Source organism: Microbulbifer sp. CAU 1566, assembly GCF_023156515.1.
Classification (GTDB): domain Bacteria; phylum Pseudomonadota; class Gammaproteobacteria; order Pseudomonadales; family Cellvibrionaceae; genus Microbulbifer.
The window spans coordinates 389,774-408,457 of record NZ_JALNMG010000002.1; the positions used below are offsets into that span (position 1 = coordinate 389,774).

Sequence of the window (18,684 nt, forward strand, 5' to 3'; positions counted from 1 at the left end):
TCTCACTTCTCTAATTCTTCTGATGCGTCTGGCGAGCGGTAAATTTCCAGGTCCACCGCCGGAGGTTGTGGCAGGTCATCGGCCATCAGGCCTCCGGAAATCGCGCGGTAAAGGGTTACCCGGTTCTCCAGTAATTCGCGGCGAGCGGTCAACAGCTGCCGCTCGAGTGACTGCTGGTTGTCGGTTGCCGACAGCACATTGAGGAAATCCAGCGTACCCTGGCCGTAGGCGCGTCGCTGGCGCAGGGTTATCTGCTCGGCCAGATCCGCCCGCACCCGTAAATGTTGCAGGCGCTCCTGTACGGCCTGCTCATTGATCAGTGCCTGTTCCACTTCCGAGAGCGCTTGCATCACCGTATTGCGCAAGCTCATCCAGCGTTCCTGTTCCACCGCCTGTTGCTGGCGCTCTGCCGCTGCGAGATTGCCGCCATCAAAAATGACACCTTCCACCGCTGCACTGAGGTTTAGCAGCCAGTCTTCGGCAATATCTGCCAGGGAGGTGCCGCCACCACTGAAGAAAAGACTGAGAGACAGGCTCGGCAAACGCTCGGCCCAGGCCTGGTCGACGAGATAGTGCCCCTGCAACAGCTCCCGTTGCGCACGCTGCACATCCGGTCGGCGCAGCAACAGATCCGCGGGCACACCGGTAACCGGCAGCGCGGGCAGCGACGGCAGCGATTCGCCGCGGTCGACAAACGCGGGCAATTGCGCGCGATCGCGCCCCAATAGTGCCGCCAGCTGTACTTGCAAAATCTCGATGTTGGCGCGAGCCTGATCCAGCTCCTGCAGCGACTGCTGTACCAGCTGGCGCTGCTGCAATACATCGGCCGCCGCACTGACACCGGCACCAAAACGCAACTCGAGCGCCTTCAGGGTTTTGCGGTTGGTGTCCAGCTGCTGCTGTAACAGTTCCAGCTGGCCCCACTGTTCCTGCAATTGCAACCAGACCCCGGTGACTTCTGCAACCAGCGTGAGCGCAGCCACCTGGAAGTTATCCTGCTGCGCCAGCCGGCCCGCTTCTGCGGCCCGGGCACCGCTGCGCACCCGCCCCCACAGGTCGATTTCATAGCCCGCCGCCAGGCTGCCACTCCAGCTGTTGCCTTCGTTTTGCGCACCGGAAAAGTCAAAGCCTTCACTGGAGTGCCGGCGCTGCTCGGTATTTTCCAGTGAACCGGTCAGGCGCGGCCAGAAGCCGCTGCGCGCCTGGGCAGCGGCTGCATCCGCCTGCTGCAGGCGCCAGTAAGTGGCCTGCAAATCCGGATTGCCGGAGAGTGCCTGCTCCACCAGCTGGTCGAGCTCGCGATCATTGAAGGATTGCCACCAGCGCTGATCCAGGGACAGAGAGCCAGAGGCGCGAAAGTGGTCGGGCAGGCCAAGCGCATCGGCCGGAAGCCCCTGCGGCAGCGATGGATTGCCACTGCACCCGGCCAAGGCCAGGGCGCACAGCAGGCCGGATACGGCGATGATTTTCGGCGAAAAAGCCATAAAACTATTTTGATCTAACAGCATTTATTTTCATTATCGAAACTTCTAATTCACCCGCCAAGGCGATTTACGTTTGTTTACCCGTGAAGTGGGACGAAAGTACCCACCAAGCAGCGGTTGTCACCCAACTAGCGCCTTCCGCCGGCAGGATCCGGCTTAACCTCCGCGCAAACGGAATATTCCACTGGAATCGCCCCCAAAAAAGTGATCACAAAACGTGAAGCCCGCTTTGATGTTCGCTATCATGACCGGAGATCCTAACAAGTGGGCGGTGATGCACTCCATTTACTGCCTTCGACGCTATAAAAGAAGGATCAAAGCACCGGCCGCTGTTCTTCCCTGCCACGCGCCTGCGATGGAAGCCCGAAACGCTCAGGCAGGGTCACTCGGTATAACAATGACCGGGCATTACCAGAATCGCTGAACAAACAGCAAACAGAAAGATGGCACCAGCGGCCCAACTGACCAGAACCACATATCTCTGCACGGACCCAAACCATGAGCAAAAACCAACCTTTGGCACATTGGGACGATATTCTCCTGCTGGACCGCCAGCTGAGCGACGAAGAGCGCATGATCCGCGATACGGCGCGGGAATATTGCCAGTCCAAGTTGATGCCGCGGGTACTTGAGGCAAACCGCCACGAAATTTTTGACCGCGACATCATGAGCGAGATGGGCGCACTGGGCCTGTTGGGCTCCACCATTGAAGGCTACGACTGCGCCGGCCTCAACTATGTCTCTTATGGTCTGGTTGCACGGGAAGTGGAACGTGTCGATTCCGGTTACCGCTCCGCCATGAGTGTGCAATCCAGCCTGGTGATGCACCCAATCTACGCCTACGGCAGTGAAGAGCAGAAGCAGAAGTACCTGCCCAAGCTCGCCAGCGGCGAGTGGGTCGGCTGCTTTGGCCTGACCGAGCCGGACGCGGGCTCCGACCCCGGCGGCATGAAAACCCGGGCCAAGAAAGTGGACGGTGGCTACCGCCTGAGCGGCTCCAAAATGTGGATCACCAACAGTCCGATCGCGGATGTATTTGTGGTCTGGGGCAAAGATGATGAGGGCGATATCCGCGGTTTCGTGCTGGAGAAAGGCATGGAAGGCCTGAGCGCGCCGAAAATCGAGGGGAAATTCTCCCTGCGCGCGTCCATCACCGGCGAAATCGTGATGGACAATGTATTCGTTCCCGACGAAAACCGCTTCCCGCATATCAAAGGTCTGAGCGGACCCTTTGGCTGCCTCAACCGCGCCCGCTACGGTATCTCATGGGGCGCCATGGGAGCGGCAGAATTCTGCTGGCATGCGGCGCGCCAGTACGGCCTCGATCGCAAACAGTTCAACAAACCCCTGGCCCAGACTCAGCTGTTCCAGAAAAAGCTGGCGGATATGCAAACCGAAATCACTCTTGGCCTGCAGGCGTCTCTGCGTGTCGGTCGCCTGATGGACGAGCAGAAAAACAGCTTCGATCCCACCATGATCTCGCTGGTGAAACGTAACAATTGCGGCAAGGCGCTAGACATCGCCCGTACCGCCCGAGATATGCACGGCGGTAACGGTATCGCCGACGAATTCCACGTAATTCGCCATGCGATGAACCTGGAGGCGGTCAATACCTACGAAGGCACCCACGATGTACACGCGCTGATTCTGGGGCGGGCACAGACCGGGCTGCAGGCGTTTTTCTGAGAAACTGTACCGAACCTCAGAGAATCTCCATAATCCCCCACTGACCGGGGCACTCTTTCCAGATTGCCCGGTGGCGGAACCGCTGCCGGGTACAGCCTTGTGAGACACGGGCTAGGCGCCCCCCCTCAACCCATCCATGGGGGCTCTTCCGCGAGGTCCCTCTCGCGGAAGGTCTCACAAGTCTGCACCCGACATCGGCTCCTTCACATCTGGTTCCTGCACGGGAACCAGCATTCTCAGATCAGCCATATAGAGCCGGGCGTCATGGAACAACTGCTGTACTGGTGCGACCTCATCGGCATCGTCGTCTTCGCCTTTACCGGCGTGCTGGCTGCCGGCCATAAACAGATGGACCTGTTTGGCGCGGTGGTTCTGGCCTGTGTGACCGCCACCGGCGGTGGCACTACCCGGGATATGATCCTCAACGTCCCCGTATTCTGGCTCTCTGACAGCTACTACCTGTGGATTGCCGTCGCTACCGGGGTTATCAGCTTTTACCTGATCCGCTACCTGCAGGTGCCCATGCGCCTGTTGATGATTGCCGACGCCGCGGGGCTCGCCGTGTTTGTGGTCATCGGCACCCAGAAAGTCCTCGACCTCGGGCACTCTCCGGCCATCGCCATTGTCATGGGCGTAATGACCGGCACCTTCGGCGGCCTGATCCGCGACATTCTCTGTGGCGATATTCCCCTGCTACTGCGGCGGGAAATTTATGCGACTGCCGCCTTGAGTGGCGCCGCCGCACTGGTGATACTGGAAGACATCCCGGCACTCCCCGGCGAGGCCGTGGTTGCCATCGCGGTTCTGGTTACCCTGGGCATCCGCCTGGCGGCCCTGCGCTGGAACCTGTCGGCACCGATCGCCCGAATGCGCCCCAACTGATTTTCAATTCAGGCACCTATCTGTATGCCCCCACGTTTTACTGCCCTTTTCCGTTTACTGTGCCTCTTGTCTGGCCTTTCAGCCCTGGCATTAAGTGCGGGCTGCGCGCCCAAAGAGGAAACCTCGGTAGCCAACCCCAACCGCCTGATTCCCAAGCCCTGCTGGTTTGAAGCGGAGGCCAGCTGGCCTACCACCCAGTGCTACATGATGGAGGTGCCAGAGAATCACGCCGAGCCGGCGGGCCGCAAAATCCAGTTCCCGGTGGTGCGCTTCTTCGCACAGATCTCCGACCCGGATAAAGAGCCCCTGCTCCACCTGGGTGCTGGCGGCCCCGGCGCCAGCATGGGACTGGAACCAGAAAATGCCAGCGACTGGCTGTGGTTCAACTACGCCGGCATGTCAGTAGAGGTTGGCCGCGATCTCATAGTGATCGATCCCCGCGGTACCGGCATGGCGCAGCCCAAACTGGCTTGTAGTGAATTTATCAAAGATGCCGAGCTGGCTTTTTCGCGCAGTCTGAGCGCCGATGAAGAGGCGCGGGTGTTCACCTTTAGCATTGAACGCTGCTATAGCCGCCTGACAGAAACGGCCGATCTCGCTCAGTACAACAGCACTGCGGTGGCACGGGATATTGAGGCGCTGCGCCAGGCCCTCGGCGTCCCCAAGTTGAACCTCTACGGCGTGTCCTATGCCAGCCGCTACGCCCTGACCATTGCCCGGGAGTTCCCGGACTCAGTGCGCGCTATGGTGCTCAACAGCGCGGTCTTCCCCAATATCATCTACGCGCAGCAATTACCCCAGGACGTGATTGCCGCCTACCAGCGCGGCATCAATTACTGCAGCCAGGACAGCAAGTGCAACAAGCAGTACCCGGATCTGCAACGACGACTGGAAAGCCTGGTCGAAAAGCTGGATGAAAGCCCATTGACGGTGAAAACCGGAAACATTCACCCGGGCGAACAATACCCGTTTGTGCTGACCGGCCAACGGCTGCTGCGGGTACTCTTCCAGGCCCTTTACAACGAAAGTTTTTACAAGGAATTCCCCGCAATCATCGAGGAGCTGGAATCGGAGCAGGCCCAACTGCTGAAACCCGCCATTGTCAGTTTTATGGGGCTGGTGCTGGACCCCAATTTTGGCGATGCCGCGGGCATCAGCCATTTCTGTTACGAAGAAGCACCGTTTGTCGATTTCGACCTCGCGCGCCAGTCCGCCGCCACCAGCGGTATTCTTGGCGGCTCGGTACGCTCCGATATCGACATGATGCAGATGCAATGCCGTATCTGGGCCATTCCCTCCGCCCCACTACTGGAATCCCGCGCAATCAAAACTCCGGTGCCAACCCTGGTAATGCACGGCGGCCTGGACCCAGTACTCGCGGCCAGCGACGCCGACCAGGCACGCAAAAAGCTCCCCAACCACCAGTGGCTGCTGTTCCCGGACCTTGCCCACGATGTCATTTCCGCCAGCGACTGCGCCGAGGAGGCCGCTGCCCAATTCCTCGACCAGCCTGACGCGCCGGTTGTGGAGACGGCAGCAAGCTGCCGCAAAGACGAGCTGGCCCGGCAGGCGGAACTGGAGCGCAAGATTGCGGAAATGGAAGCGGAACAGGCGCGCGACGGCAGTGGCAAGGCCGCAGAAGGTAAAGACAGTAACGACGTGCCCGCAGCCAATAGTGCGGAGCAAACAAGTGCCTCCAGTGCGGAAGCGGTAGAGCCTGCAACGGAGGAGCCAACGAAAGAGCAAAGGCACCGGGAAGCACCGGCTGGCAGCCGTTATTCCGAATCTCGCTGAATCGTGAAATGACCGAAATAAACCAGGCTACCATCCGTTTTGCGTGCACAATTTAACCGGATCGCACGGGGTTTCAGCGCCATATTCGATCCGGTTTTTTCTCCCCGGAGATAATCGTTCTGACGCTGGACAAAACCCTCGCAGGGGCTTAATTTGGCCCTATAACGACTATAAAAGCGGTAGCTATGAATTATCAGGGTTTGATTGAAGCCTCCGAGCTGGCCGAACTGCTTGAGCAAGAATCCGGCCAGGCTCAGGAGCAGAAACAAGGACAATCACAGGGTGCAGCTAGACACCTGGTGATTCTCGACTGCCGCTACGATCTTGCGGACACCGAAGCAGGCGAAGCGGCTTTTTTCGCCGGGCATATCCCCGGCGCCCAATATGCCAGTTTGCACCGGGACCTCTCTGCGCCCTGCGAGCGCTACGGTGGCCGCCATCCCTTTCCTACCGCCTCCCAATTTGCTGAATTTGCCCGCTCTGCTGGTATCAGTGACGACACCCAGGTAGTGGTCTATGACGACCAGCGCTTTGCATTCGCGGCCCGCGCCTGGTGGCTGCTGCGTCATTTCGGGCACAGCAAAGTCGCGATTTTGAATGGTGGCTTCAAGGCCTGGAAAAATGCGGAACGGGAAGTCGAAGAAGGGGCTGCCTGCGCAAGCGCTGGCGGGAACTTTTCTCCCGCGCCAGCAGCGGATCAGCTGCTGCACTATGCCGACATCTATCCGCACCTGGATAACCCACCCTGGCAGCTAGTCGATGCCCGGGACAGCAAACGGTTCCTCGGCAACGAAGAGCCCATCGACCCCATTGCCGGACACATTCCCGGGGCCATCAACAAGCCCTGGCAGGCCGTTACCGATGAAGACGGGTTTGCCAAACCGCGCCCTGCACTGCTTGAACACTGGCAAAGCATTCCGGCGGATGACGATATCGTGTGTTATTGCGGTTCCGGCGTCACCGCCTGCGTCAATCTCTTTTCCCTGTATCTGATCAGTCGCGAAGCCCGACTCTACCCGGGCAGCTGGAGCGACTGGTGCGCCCACATTCTGCACCCGCGTGAAATGCAGGCCAGCGCCTAATCGCGCAGGCCTGCCAAGAAGAATTAGCGCAGCAGACAGGCGCCTGTGCCCGCGAGGCCGCAATAGCCCGCAGGGTTTTTCGCCAGGTACTGCTGGTGATCTTCCTCCGCATAATAGAATTTCGGTGCCGGGCAGACCTCAGTGGTAATGGCACCAAACCCCTTCTCACCTAGCGCCTGCTGGAACGCCTGCTCGGATTCGCGAGCCTCGGCCAGTTGCGCCTCAGTGCAGGTATAAATACAAGAGCGGTACTGGGTGCCCAGGTCGTTACCCTGGCGCATCCCCTGGGTGGGGTCATGCTCTTCCCAGAAGCGGCGCAGCAGCTCGTGATAGCTCACCACTTGCGGGTCAAAAACCACCAGCACCACTTCCGCATGGCCGGTACCACCACTGCAAACTTCACGGTAATTAGGGTTCGGAGTGTGCCCGCCGGCGTAGCCTACCGCGGTGACATAGACACCATCGATTTCCCAGAAGAGGCGCTCCGCCCCCCAGAAACAGCCCATCCCGAAGATTGCCTGCTCCAGGCCTTCAGGAAATGGCCCCACCATGGCATGACCGGAAACAAAATGCTTGCCGCTGATGGGCATGGGCTCGGCGCGTCCCGGTAATGCCTGGTCAGCGGAGGGAATCTGGGTTTTGTCGTAATGCATGAAATATACCTCTTAAGTACCTGCTGAGTACCTGCCAGCCATTAGCACCGGTCCGGCTAACGACCTAGCTGCCAGCCAACATGATGCAGCCTGTCGCCTTCATCGGGCGCTGAGTCTGCCACTCACCGTATTCCGCGTCGAGCTTTTCTGCCGCCCGTTCCGCCAGGCGACGAAAAGGCGGGCGGCCCGGATCCACCAGCAATACCCGCCCTACCCCGGCCTTCAGCGCGCGCCGGGTGAGATTGTAGAGTGGCCCCTCAAGCTTGTCCCAGAAGCAGATATCGGTCCCGATGATGGCATCAAACTCACGCAATGCGGTTTCTGTGACCTTCTCATAGCGACAACGCCAGGTGGTGATGGCGACATCATTGAGCGCGGCATGGTACTCGGCAAACGGAAACACACTGGGATCCGCGTCGAGGGACGTTACCCGGGCATCAAACTCTTTGGCACAGAAAATCCCGCCGAGTCCCCAGCCGCACCCCAGGTCCAGCACTCTGGCCCCTTTCTTCAGGGGATGCTTTTGCAGGTAGTCCATGGTCAGGCAGGAACTCTTCCAGAACTTGTTCCCGTGCAAGCTTGCATCTCCCGCCTCGCGACGTAATTTGCGCATATCCGGGTGCGCATTTTTACGAACGGTTAATCCAAACATACGACGACTGAGAGAGTTGCTTTCTGCCAAGGTGTTGCTCCCCTTCTGTGATCTGGTTTTCGAGGTCCGATGTTGCAAATCGATTTCTATCTATCCAACCGCTTACAGGGTGGCCACAAAAATTTTCCAACAGAAGTCAAAATAGACTCCATCACACCTGCTGCGTAATTTTCGACGAAAAAAATGTAGCCACTGCCAATTATTCCCAGTGTACCGATTCCCGAGGGTCTCTTCAGCCAACTGGACTACTTTTGCAAAAGAGCCAAAAACGGCTCAATGGCTCTGGTGCTGTACAGGGCCATTGAAGAGGACAGACGAGAGATCTGAGCATGAGAATAAATGCCTGGCAATCTTCGTTGGCGGCATCCCTTGTTGCAATGGCGTCCGGCGCAGGTGCAGTACCTATTTACCAGTCGAACCAGGTAACCCTCTATATGGAGGGCTACTTTACCGCGCACATGGTGAACACCATGGGCGACACCCAAATGCAGAACGGCGCCTCACGTTACCGCTTCGGATTGAATGTACCGGCATACGATGCCTGGGACACCGGGTTCAACGTCGAGTGGGGGGTAAATGCCATCTCCTCCGCGCAAAACCTGGTCATTCAGGGGGATCAACAGGCAGCCCCCGGCGACAGGGGCGACTCTATCTATCTGCGCCAGGGCCACCTCTTTGCCAAACACCCCAAATGGGGGGATTTCGCAGCCGGCAAGCAATGGGGGGTTTACTACGAAGTCACCTATATCACCGACTGGTACAACGTTTCGGGTGGCCTTGCCAGTGGCACCTATGCACTGGGCACCGACGGTGGGGTAACCGGAAGTGGCCGGGCCGATAGCGCGCTTTCTTGGCGCAAGAAATGGAAATTCGACGCCGGTGAATTTCAGATCGCCCTGCAGTATGCGTCCCATGTCGCCGATCTGGAAATCGAAGTCACGGATATCGCAGGACCGGATACCGTGTTGATATGCCCTCCCGGGGATTGCGAATACGGTATCAGCCACGGAATTTCTGCGGTCTACCGGGCTGATATTGGCGATGGCTTGTTTTTAGGGGCCGCCTACAATCGGGTCAAATTGGATATTCAGAGCGAAGATGGTCTCATCTTCGATACCAGCGGCAACGAACCCGTATTGATCGACAACCAGTTTGCCTTCAATGCCAGCAGTAACGACTGGACCAGCGCAATCGGCGCTTACTACGGCAAAGAGGCGTTCGCCAAGGGCTTTTACGGTGCAGTGGTATTCCAGCGCTCACAAAATAACGAGCTGGCACCTCCAGGCTCGGTGGAAGGAATCACCAATTTTTTTGACGCCAAAGGGTCCGAGTCCTTTTTCAGCTACACCTGGGGTACCGACAACTGCTATTCCGTATACGCCGGCCACAACTATCTGGTTTCCGATGATCCGGGATTTGAGGCGGCACTTGTAGAGGGAGACAGATTCAAACTGGCCCTGCATTTCCTGGGGTTTCAGTATCGCTGGAACGAACGGGTGCGCATCTATATGGAAAATGCGTTCGATGGCAGCAACGAAGTCGCTCCGGAATTTGTCGATGATTTCGTGGCAGTGGGCATTCGTATTGACATCTAATCGACATCTGGTCGGGTTCTGTTAGTCTTGCTGCCTGAGTATTTTTTCCACCGGGGAGCTGCACACCTTGGGTCGCATGATCTTACTGATTGCCGTCGGCATCTTTGCCTGGCTGGCAATCCAGCAATTCAAATTCAGCCCGCCGGAACGCCGGCGCAAACTCATCATTCAGTGGGTATTGATCGCACTGGCCCTAGCTGCCGTGTTGCTGGCCATCACTGGCCGTTTGCATTGGGTGGGCGCCGCCATCGCGGTGGTGCTGCCAATTCTCAATCGCCTGTGGCGCACCTTCGGCCGCCACCTGCCCTGGATTGCCCCGCTGATCGCCAAACACGCGCAGGCCAAGGCCGACAAGGAAAGGGAAAAAACAAAAAAACAGCAGTCAGCACACAATCAGACAGATGGGCATGCCGATAATGCTGCCCACGGGCCACAACTCACCATCGAGGAAGCGCGCAAGATTCTGAATGTATCCGCCACTGCCGGCCGTGATGAAATCATCGGCGCCCACCGCAAGCTGATCCAGAAGTTTCACCCGGATCGCGGCGGCAATGATTACCTGGCTGCGCGCATCAATGCCGCCAAGGCGCTGTTACTGAAACAGCTGGACTGAGGGATCTTGAGGCCTTGGGTACCGCTAAGGTCTTCGGCATTCCCTTAAGGTCTTCGACACTCCCTTAAGGCCTCCGGCAAAGCAAGTGCACATAGCGCGCCAGTTGTCGGTAGGGATCCACCCGAGAATAGTCCAACTCCTTTTCCACTATGGCTGCCGGCGGCAACTTGTCGCGCATTTCCGGGGTCATGAAATCGTGGAAGCAGCGGATACCGCTGTGGGCGATGAGCGACAGTCCCGCCTGCGCCACCCAGTCCATCACCTCTTCAGGCAGTAAAGGGTTCTTTGGTGTCAGGCTCCCGGGATGCCCACCCCAATCGCCACTCTCCCGATTGCGATCCAGTTGCCGCAGGCTCCCCCGCTGTAACAACCTGAACTCCAGGGCCCGGCGATTGTAAAACGTCAGGGAAAGATAGCCCCCGGGCTTCAAACCGTCAGCCAGGTGCACCAGGGCCTGCTGTGGCTGCTCCAGCCATTCGAGCACCGCATGGCACAGCAGCAGGTCCGCCGCAGGAATGCCAGGATCCGTTCGCAGTCCCTGAAGCGGCAACTGGGCGAGTTGTACCCGCTGTTCCAGCCCCCGCTCCGCCACTTGCACAGCAGCGAGATCCAACATATTCCGGGAGATGTCGGTGATCCATACCTTGTGGCCGCTTGCCGCCAGATCCAGCGCAAACTGACCTTGGCCGCCACCGGCATCCACCACGGTCAATTCTGCCGCCGGAGAGTCCAATTGCGGAGCCAGGTCCCGGTTTAACACGGCCAGGCGTATTTCGCCCTTCAGTCCGCCGTAAATACGTTTTTTAAATCGCTCCGCGAGATCATCAAAATTGCGATCACCCATTTTGCAATCGCTCACAAAGCCAAAATCCCAGATTCACCACAAGCACCCGCTATTTATCTCTGACCTGATCCAGCGAGCGGCCCTCTGCCGCCAGAATCACCTGTAATGTACGGGAGCGGAATTCTCGCATGTACAGCACCCAGACAACGGTCAGAAACCCGAAAACAAACAGCAACGGATGCACGAACCACCCCATGACCGCCATGGAGAAATAAAAGCAGCGCAGCCCGTAGTTGTAGCTGTGCCCCGCCTGGTCGATCACCTTGGCGGCGCTGATGGCGTAGCGGCGGCGCTCTTCGCGGGTAACGTCTTCCTCGTCGATTGCCGGCGCGGCCCCCAACAGCACATTGGCGAAAGAGTACTGGCGCAGCGACCAGGTGAAGTTAAAGAACGCAAAGATGTAGATCAGGATCAGCACCATTACCTTGAGCTCAAACTGCTCAACCGTGGTGGTTTGTGCAAAAGGTAAGCTGCTCAATACTTCGACAGCGGCATTATTGGCAGACAGTGCGGTCACCAGACCGGCGAGAATCAGGATGCTGGTGGAGGCAAAAAAGCCGATGACCCGCTCCAGGTTACTGAGGATGGCCGCATCCGGCATGCGCATATCCCGCTCCAGCATCCGCAGCATCCACTCAACCCGGTACCATTGCATGGACGAGGCCAGGCACCAGGCGGTCTTCGCCTTGCGACGGGCAAATACCGTATAACCGGCCCAGGTCAGGCAAAAGCCCCCCAAGCTCGCGAAATCCAACCAGTTCAACGCACAACCCCCTTTCGACTACATTTATGGCGTCAATGAACAATTTGAATAAGGCCAAGCGCCGCAATTCGCCAGCCAACACTTCGTGAAGTTTCGCACCGATGACGAGGGTGTCAACACTCTCCTGTCAACCCTGTCATTTCGGTGTCTCGGAGCGCTAAAATGGCCGCCGATTTTGCACGCTGCTGGATCCGGCCACCCCGGTCGAGCACCGAGGCAACCGCAACTTACCGATTGGAGCTGTCTTTTGAGCAACGTACACCCCGCATTCGAACCGATTACCAGTGCCGAGATCGAATCCCTCGGCGTTCGCGTGGAAGAGTACCGCCACCGCCGCACCGGCGCCCAGCACCTGCATATCGCCGCAGACAACCCGGAAAACGTCTTTCTGGTTGCCCTGCGCACGGTACCGGAAGACTCCACCGGTGTCGCCCATATCCTTGAGCACACCGCCCTGTGCGGCAGTGACAAGTACCCGGTGCGCGATCCCTTCTTTATGATGATTCGGCGCTCGCTGAATACCTTTATGAACGCCTTTACCAGTTCCGACTGGACCGCCTACCCCTTTGCCAGCCAGAACCGCAAAGACTTCGATAACCTGCTGGATGTTTACCTGGACGCGGTATTTTTCGCCCGCCTGGACCCGCTGGATTTTGCCCAGGAAGGTCATCGCCTGGAATTTGCAGAAACCGAAAACCCCGAGAGCGAGCTGGTCTTCAAGGGTGTGGTGTTCAATGAAATGAAAGGTGCCATGAGCTCGGTGACCTCCCAGCTGTGGCAGGGCCTGAGCAAATACCTGTTCCCCACCACGACTTACCACTTCAATTCCGGTGGTGAGCCTGCCGACATCCCGGACCTCAGCTACGAGGAGCTGGTGGATTTCTACCGCACGCACTACCACCCCAGCAATGCCATTTTCATGACCTTCGGCAATATTGAGGCGGCTGAGCACCAGGCGATATTTGAAGAAAAAGCCCTGCACAAGTTCGACCCGCTGCACAAAACCATCGAAGTCGGCCGTGAAAAGCTCTATGTGGCGCCGGTGCGCGTCGAAGAAAAATACCCCCTCTCCGGCGAAGAAAGCCTGGAAGAGAAAACCCACATCGTCCTGGGCTGGTTGCTGGGCGACGTGACCGATCTGGAACAGGCGCTGACCGCGCACCTGCTCTCCGGTGTATTGCTGGACAACAGCGCATCGCCGCTGATGCACCTGCTGGAAACCACCGAACTGGGCCAATCCCCCTCCCCCCTGTGCGGCCTCGACGATTCCCAGCGCGAACTGGTGTTCGTGTGCGGTATCGAAGGCAGTGAAAGGGAGCGCGCTGACGCACTGGAGCAACAGGTACTCAAGGTGCTCGAAGAAGTGGCCGAAAACGGCGTGCCCTACGAACAGGTTTCCGCGGCCCTGCACCAGCTGGAATTACAGCAGCGGGAAATTGGCGGCGACGGTTACCCTTACGGCCTGCAGCTGATTCTCACCGCACTGACCGGCGCCACCCACCGCGGCGACGCCATCGGCCTGCTCAATATCGACGCCGCGCTGGAAAAACTGCGCGAACAGATCAAGGATCCGAAATTCATTGCCAATGCCGCGCGTCAGCTGCTGCTGGAAAACCAGCACCGGGTGCGCCTGGTACTGTCGCCGGATGCGGAAATGTCCAGCCGCGCCGAAAAAGCAGAAAAAGCCCGCCTGGCAGAGATCAAATCCAAGCTGAGCGACGGCGAGAAACAGCAGATCGTCCAGACCGCCAAAGCGCTGGCAGAGCGCCAGCAGCGCAAGGACGACGAATCCATCCTGCCCAAGGTCGGTGTGGAGGACATTCCCGCCGAGCTGCCAAAAGTGGAAGGCGAAGAAGTCCAGCTGAATCACAGCAAAGTCACCCGCTACAGCGCCGGCACCAACGGGCTGGTATACCAGCAGCTGGTTACGACCCTGCCGGACTTCAATGACGAAGAGCGCATACTGCTGCCCTACTACTGCCAGACCCTGAGCGAGCTGGGCCTTGGCGACAAAAACTATCTTGAGGTGCAGCAGTGGCAGGCGGCCGTCGCCGGCTCTTTGCATGGCTTTACCAGCCACCGCACCGCCCTCGACGACCTGCACAGCCAGTCCGGCCACTTCATCCTGTCTGGTAAAGCCCTGTCGGCCAACCAGGCGGCACTGACCGAACTGATGCAGGCCACCATGGAACAGGTGCGCTTCGACGAATTACCGCGCATTAAAGAACTGCTGCTGCAAACCCTCGCCCGTCGCGAGCAGTCTGTGGTCGGCAGCGGACACGCCCTGGCCATGGCCGCCGCCAGCGCCGGCTTCAACCGTGCCGCCGCCGATGGCCACGAGTTTGGCGGCCTGCTGGGATTACGACAGTTGCGCGCCCTGGTGAAGAGCCTCGACAACAACGCCGGCCTGGAATCCCTGGCGGGCACCTTCAATAGCATTCACCAGAAAATCCTCGGTGCCAAACGCCAGTTCCTGGTGGTGGGTGAAGAAGACAAGCTGGCAGAATTCACCGGTGCTCTGGCACCGCTGGCCAATGAGGCCGCGGCCAATGCACCGGCACAGGACGAACCCTTTACCCCGCGCAAAGTCCAGGAAGTGTGGATTGCCAACAGCCAGGTCAACTTCTGTGCCAAGGCCTACCCCACGGTGTCCATGTCCCACGAGGATGCGCCTGCGCTGGCGGTACTGGGCGGATTCCTGCGCAACGGTTACCTGCATCGCACCATTCGCGAACAGGGCGGCGCCTACGGTGGCGGCGCCAGCCACGATGTCAACATTGGCGCTTTCCGCTTCTATTCCTACCGCGACCCGCGCATGGGTGAAACCCTCAAGGACTTCGATGCGTCCATCGACTGGCTGCTGAACGAAACCCACGAGGAGTCGCAGGTGGAAGAATCCATCCTCGGCGTCGTTGGCGGTATGGACAAGCCCGGCTCCCCCGCCGGCGAGGCGAAAAAAGCCTTCCACTCCAACCTCTACGGTCGCACTCACGCCGTGCGCCAGGCGTTTCGCAAAAAGGTCACCCAGGTCACCCTGGAAGACCTGCAGCGAGTGGGCAAAACCTATCTGCAGCCAGAAAAAGCCAGTACTGCCATAGTCACCGGCAGTCAGGGACGCGAAGCAGGCCTGGCGCTGGACCTGCACGAAGAGAAGCTCTAAGGGAATCGGTGTGAAGAGACAGCCATGAGCAAAAAAGACGATATTTTTGCCAAGCCCCTGGGACAGGTCGCCGGCTTCAGTTTTGACCAGTCGGTGGTGGAAGTATTCCCGGATATGATCCAACGATCAGTCCCGGGCTACACCACCATCGTGGCGATGATTGGTACCCTGGCAGAGCGTTTCGCTCAGGCCGGCAGCCGTTGTTACGACCTTGGCAGCTCCCTTGGCGCTGCCACCCTCGCCATGCGCCACCGGATTCCGGCTGCCGATTGTGAAATCATTGCCGTGGACAATTCCCCGGCCATGATTGAGCGAGCACGCACGGTACTGGCCGCAGACAGTGGCCAGGTTCCGGTACAGCTGGTGTGTGACGATCTGCAAAACATCGCGATCGAAAACGCCTCGGTGGTCGTGCTGAACTTCACCCTGCAATTCATTGCTACCAGCGAGCGCGAACAGATACTGCAAAAAATCTACGATGGCCTGCGTCCCGGCGGCGTGCTGATTTTGTCGGAGAAAGTCGCCTTCTCCGACAGTGATCACCAGGAATTGATGATCGACCTGCACCACTCGTTCAAGGCCGCCAACGGCTACAGCGCACTGGAGATCGCCCAGAAGCGCAGCGCGCTGGAAAACGTGCTGATTCCGGAAACCCTGTTTGACCACCGCACACGCCTCAAAAACGTCGGCTTCAACAGCGTGGATGTCTGGTTCCAGTGTTTTAATTTTGCCTCGCTGATTGCCATCAAACAGCGCGACAGCTGACCCGCAAGCAGCCCTCTGAAAAGTTTCCGCCCGATGATCGACTACACCCAGCTCTACGCCGGCATACAGCACACGCCCGCCTTGCGCCCCTGGCTCACCACCCTGCCGCAACAAATCGCCGAAGGACTGGATCCCGCGCGCTGGGGAGACCTGGCAGACTGGCAGGCCGTGCTGGCAGCCCTGCCGGACATCACACCCTCTTCCATGGAAATTGGCAGCGAAGTCCGCATTGGCGGTGCCGACGATGCCACACCGGCGCAGTTAGCAGAACTGGAAACGCAACTGCGCAAGTTGCACCCCTGGCGCAAAGGTCCCTGGACCCTGTTCGATATCTTCATCGATACCGAGTGGCGCTCTGACTGGAAGTGGGACCGGGTCGCGCCGCATCTGCACGACCTGAGCAATCGCCTGGTACTAGATGTAGGCTGCGGTAGCGGCTACCACTGCTGGCGGCAATATGGCGCCGGCGCACGCCGGGTGATCGGCATCGATCCCTCCGCCAAGTTCGTCGCGCAGTTTTACGCCCTGAAAAAATACCTCGGACTGGAAAAGCCCGTCGACGTCTTGCCCCTGGGTATCGAGGCGCTGCCGGCCAACCTGCAGGCCTTTGACACCACCCTTTCCATGGGGGTGCTCTACCATCGCCGCTCGCCACTGGACCACCTGCGGGAATTGCGCGAAACCCTGCGCCCCGGAGGCCAGCTATTGCTGGAGACACTGGTCATTGAGGGTGGCGCCGGTGAGTGCCTGGTGCCCGAAGGGCGCTACGCCAAAATGCGCAATGTATGGTTCTTTCCCACCATCGCCACCCTGGAGAGCTGGTTGCGTACCAGCGGCTTCACGGACGTGCGCACCGTAGACCTGGACCGCACCCGCCTGGAAGAGCAGCGCAGCACCGACTGGATGCGCTTTGAATCCCTGGTGGATTTTCTCGACCCGCAGGACCACAGCAAGACCATCGAGGGTCACCCGGCACCATTGCGCGCCACCCTGGTAGCCACCGCGGCCTGATCTCGGAAGCGACCGAATCGGCCGCGGTTATTGGCCGTACGACTGCGACCAAACCCCGCCCACCATTCGCAAAATTCCCTGCGGTTGCCGGCGACAAATTAGTAATTTGTTGCACCGGCAGCCCGCGAGACCACATTTAATCTTGTTTTCCGGCTCGCATATTGCGTCGCAAGACGCCTTCGGCGAACGTGTCTCCCCCACGGTAATGGCCCCGCCATTTGCTGTCGGCAAGCCTATAAAAACTACACTTATTTATTGCGACCGGCGCTCCTGCCCGGCGGTATCGACGAGAGAGCTTCAACGCCCTATGAGCATCAGTGTTTTCGAGCTTTTCAAAATTGGTGTGGGCCCCTCCAGTTCCCACACGGTTGGCCCCATGGTCGCGGCACGCCAGTTTGTCACCGACCTGGAGGATCGCGGCGACCTGATAAAAACCGACCGGGTGGAAGTCCATCTCTACGGTTCACTGGCGCTGACCGGCGTTGGCCACGGCACCGATATGGCGGTACTGATGGGACTCGAAGGAGAGGCACCCGACACCATTGACGTCGATGCGATTGAGGGGCGCCTCAGTGCCATTCAACAACACCAGCAACTGATCCTGAACGGCACCCGCGCCATTCATTTTGAAGAGCCGCGGGACCTTCTGTTTCACAAAGAAGAGTTTTTGCCGCAACACTCTAATGGCATGACCTGCAAGGCCTTTGCCGACGGCGAGCTGCTATTTGAGCGCAGCTATTTTTCCATTGGCGGCGGCTTTGTGTTGTCGGAAGAGGACTTCCAGCAAAAAGAACAGATAGCCACCCTGCTCCCCTATGACTTTGCCTCGGCGGAAGAGCTGATGGCATTGTGCGAGCGCCACGGCTGGACCATCGCCGAACTGGCGATGGAAAATGAGAAAGCCTTCCGCAGCGAACAGGAAGTAAAAGACGCCCTGTGGCAAATTTGGGAAGTGATGGATGCCTCTATTCAACGCGGCTGCCACCAGAGTGGCGTACTGCCGGGAGGACTGGGTGTGCGCCGGCGCGCGGAAGAACACTATCGGGAGCTCAGCAAGCAGACCGATGAGGAGCGCCGCCAGGGGCTGGCGATTCTCGATTGGGTCAGTTTGTTTGCCCTCGCGGTCAACGAGGAAAATGCCGCACGAGGCCGTATCGTCACTGCGCCCACCAACGGCGCCGCCGGTGTGATTCCGGCGACCATCGCCTATTACGTGCAGTTTGTACACGACCCGGAACAACATGGAGACCTGAAGGATCAGGTGGTCGAATTCCTGCTCACCGCGGGAGCCATCGGCATGCTGTTCAAGAAGAACGCGTCAATTTCAGCGGCGGAGGTAGGCTGCCAGGGAGAGATCGGCGTGGCCTGCTCCATGGCATCTGCCGGTCTTGCCGCGGTCCAGGGCGGCAGTAATCAGCAAATCGAGAATGCCGCGGAGATCGGCATGGAGCACAACCTGGGGCTGACCTGCGACCCTATCGGCGGCCTGGTTCAGGTGCCCTGTATCGAGCGCAATACCATGGGCGCGGTTAAAGCGATCAATGCCGCTCGCCTGGCACTGCGCGGAACCGGCGCTCATATCGTGCCCCTGGACAGCGTGATCGAAACCATGCGCCAGACCGGTATCGATATGCAGAGCAAATACAAGGAAACCTCCCTGGGAGGCTTGGCAGTCAACGCGGTTAACTGCTGATTTCACT

At 58.9% G+C, this 18,684-nt stretch carries 15 protein-coding genes; 10 read left to right on the forward strand and 5 right to left on the reverse strand.

Going from position 1 to position 18,684, the window contains the following annotated elements:
* Positions 1–2: 2 nt before the first annotated feature.
* Positions 3–1,508: an efflux transporter outer membrane subunit gene (locus M0G74_RS06805; protein ID WP_248215757.1), complete on the reverse strand. Its 1,506-nt coding sequence runs from the start codon at positions 1,506–1,508 to the stop codon at positions 3–5.
* 474 nt (positions 1,509–1,982) lie between these two features.
* On the opposite strand from M0G74_RS06805, the gene M0G74_RS06810 reads away from it, so the two are divergent.
* From M0G74_RS06810 to M0G74_RS06825, 4 genes are all read left to right on the forward strand, one after another.
* Positions 1,983–3,170 (forward strand): acyl-CoA dehydrogenase, encoded by a 1,188-nt coding sequence (locus M0G74_RS06810; protein ID WP_248215758.1) that lies wholly within the window; start codon positions 1,983–1,985, stop codon positions 3,168–3,170.
* A gap of 264 nt (positions 3,171–3,434) precedes the next feature.
* Positions 3,435–4,052 (forward strand): trimeric intracellular cation channel family protein, encoded by a 618-nt coding sequence (locus tag M0G74_RS06815; RefSeq protein ID WP_248215759.1) that lies wholly within the window; start codon positions 3,435–3,437, stop codon positions 4,050–4,052.
* 66 nt (positions 4,053–4,118) lie between these two features.
* Complete coding sequence (locus M0G74_RS06820; RefSeq protein WP_248215760.1) at positions 4,119–5,846, forward strand: alpha/beta hydrolase; 1,728 nt, start codon at positions 4,119–4,121, stop codon at positions 5,844–5,846.
* Positions 5,847–6,031: 185 nt separating this feature from the next.
* Entirely contained in the window at positions 6,032–6,928 is an 897-nt protein-coding gene (locus M0G74_RS06825; protein WP_248215761.1) for a sulfurtransferase, read from the forward strand.
* 23 nt (positions 6,929–6,951) lie between these two features.
* Here M0G74_RS06825 and msrA read toward each other — a convergent pair whose 3' ends face one another.
* Both msrA and M0G74_RS06835 read right to left on the reverse strand, forming a co-directional pair.
* Entirely contained in the window at positions 6,952–7,581 is a 630-nt protein-coding gene (gene msrA, locus M0G74_RS06830; RefSeq protein WP_248215762.1) for a peptide-methionine (S)-S-oxide reductase MsrA, read from the reverse strand.
* A gap of 64 nt (positions 7,582–7,645) precedes the next feature.
* Positions 7,646–8,263, reverse strand: coding sequence for a methyltransferase domain-containing protein (locus M0G74_RS06835; protein ID WP_248215763.1), 618 nt, complete (start codon positions 8,261–8,263; stop codon positions 7,646–7,648).
* A gap of 299 nt (positions 8,264–8,562) precedes the next feature.
* Between M0G74_RS06835 and M0G74_RS06840 the strand changes: the two genes are divergently transcribed.
* Positions 8,563–9,828, forward strand: coding sequence for a hypothetical protein (locus M0G74_RS06840; protein ID WP_248215764.1), 1,266 nt, complete (start codon positions 8,563–8,565; stop codon positions 9,826–9,828).
* Positions 9,829–9,904: 76 nt separating this feature from the next.
* Entirely contained in the window at positions 9,905–10,441 is a 537-nt protein-coding gene (locus tag M0G74_RS06845) for a molecular chaperone DnaJ (protein ID WP_248216172.1), read from the forward strand.
* Positions 10,442–10,505: 64 nt separating this feature from the next.
* Here M0G74_RS06845 and M0G74_RS06850 read toward each other — a convergent pair whose 3' ends face one another.
* Together M0G74_RS06850 and M0G74_RS06855 are read right to left on the reverse strand one after the other, a co-directional pair.
* Positions 10,506–11,300 carry a methyltransferase gene (locus M0G74_RS06850; RefSeq protein WP_248215765.1) on the reverse strand — a complete coding sequence of 265 codons (795 nt, stop codon included), beginning with the start codon at positions 11,298–11,300 and terminating at the stop codon, positions 10,506–10,508.
* A gap of 34 nt (positions 11,301–11,334) precedes the next feature.
* Positions 11,335–12,048 carry a DUF599 domain-containing protein gene (locus M0G74_RS06855; RefSeq protein WP_236250337.1) on the reverse strand — a complete coding sequence of 238 codons (714 nt, stop codon included), beginning with the start codon at positions 12,046–12,048 and terminating at the stop codon, positions 11,335–11,337.
* Positions 12,049–12,295: 247 nt separating this feature from the next.
* Here M0G74_RS06855 and M0G74_RS06860 point away from each other — a divergent pair, with 247 nt between their 5' ends.
* The 4 genes from M0G74_RS06860 (at position 12,296) to M0G74_RS06875 (ending at position 18,677) form a co-directional block, all read left to right on the forward strand.
* Positions 12,296–15,208: an insulinase family protein gene (locus M0G74_RS06860; RefSeq protein ID WP_248215766.1), complete on the forward strand. Its 2,913-nt coding sequence runs from the start codon at positions 12,296–12,298 to the stop codon at positions 15,206–15,208.
* Between the two features lie 24 nt (positions 15,209–15,232).
* Positions 15,233–15,973, forward strand: a complete 741-nt coding sequence (cmoA, locus tag M0G74_RS06865) for a carboxy-S-adenosyl-L-methionine synthase CmoA (protein ID WP_160153521.1) — start codon at positions 15,233–15,235, stop codon at positions 15,971–15,973.
* A gap of 33 nt (positions 15,974–16,006) precedes the next feature.
* The gene (cmoB, locus tag M0G74_RS06870; protein WP_248215767.1) at positions 16,007–16,984 is read left to right on the forward strand and encodes a tRNA 5-methoxyuridine(34)/uridine 5-oxyacetic acid(34) synthase CmoB; all 978 of its coding nucleotides are present in this window, start codon (positions 16,007–16,009) and stop codon (positions 16,982–16,984) included.
* A gap of 307 nt (positions 16,985–17,291) precedes the next feature.
* Positions 17,292–18,677, forward strand: a complete 1,386-nt coding sequence (locus M0G74_RS06875; RefSeq protein WP_248215768.1) for an L-serine ammonia-lyase — start codon at positions 17,292–17,294, stop codon at positions 18,675–18,677.
* Positions 18,678–18,684: the final 7 nt, after the last annotated feature.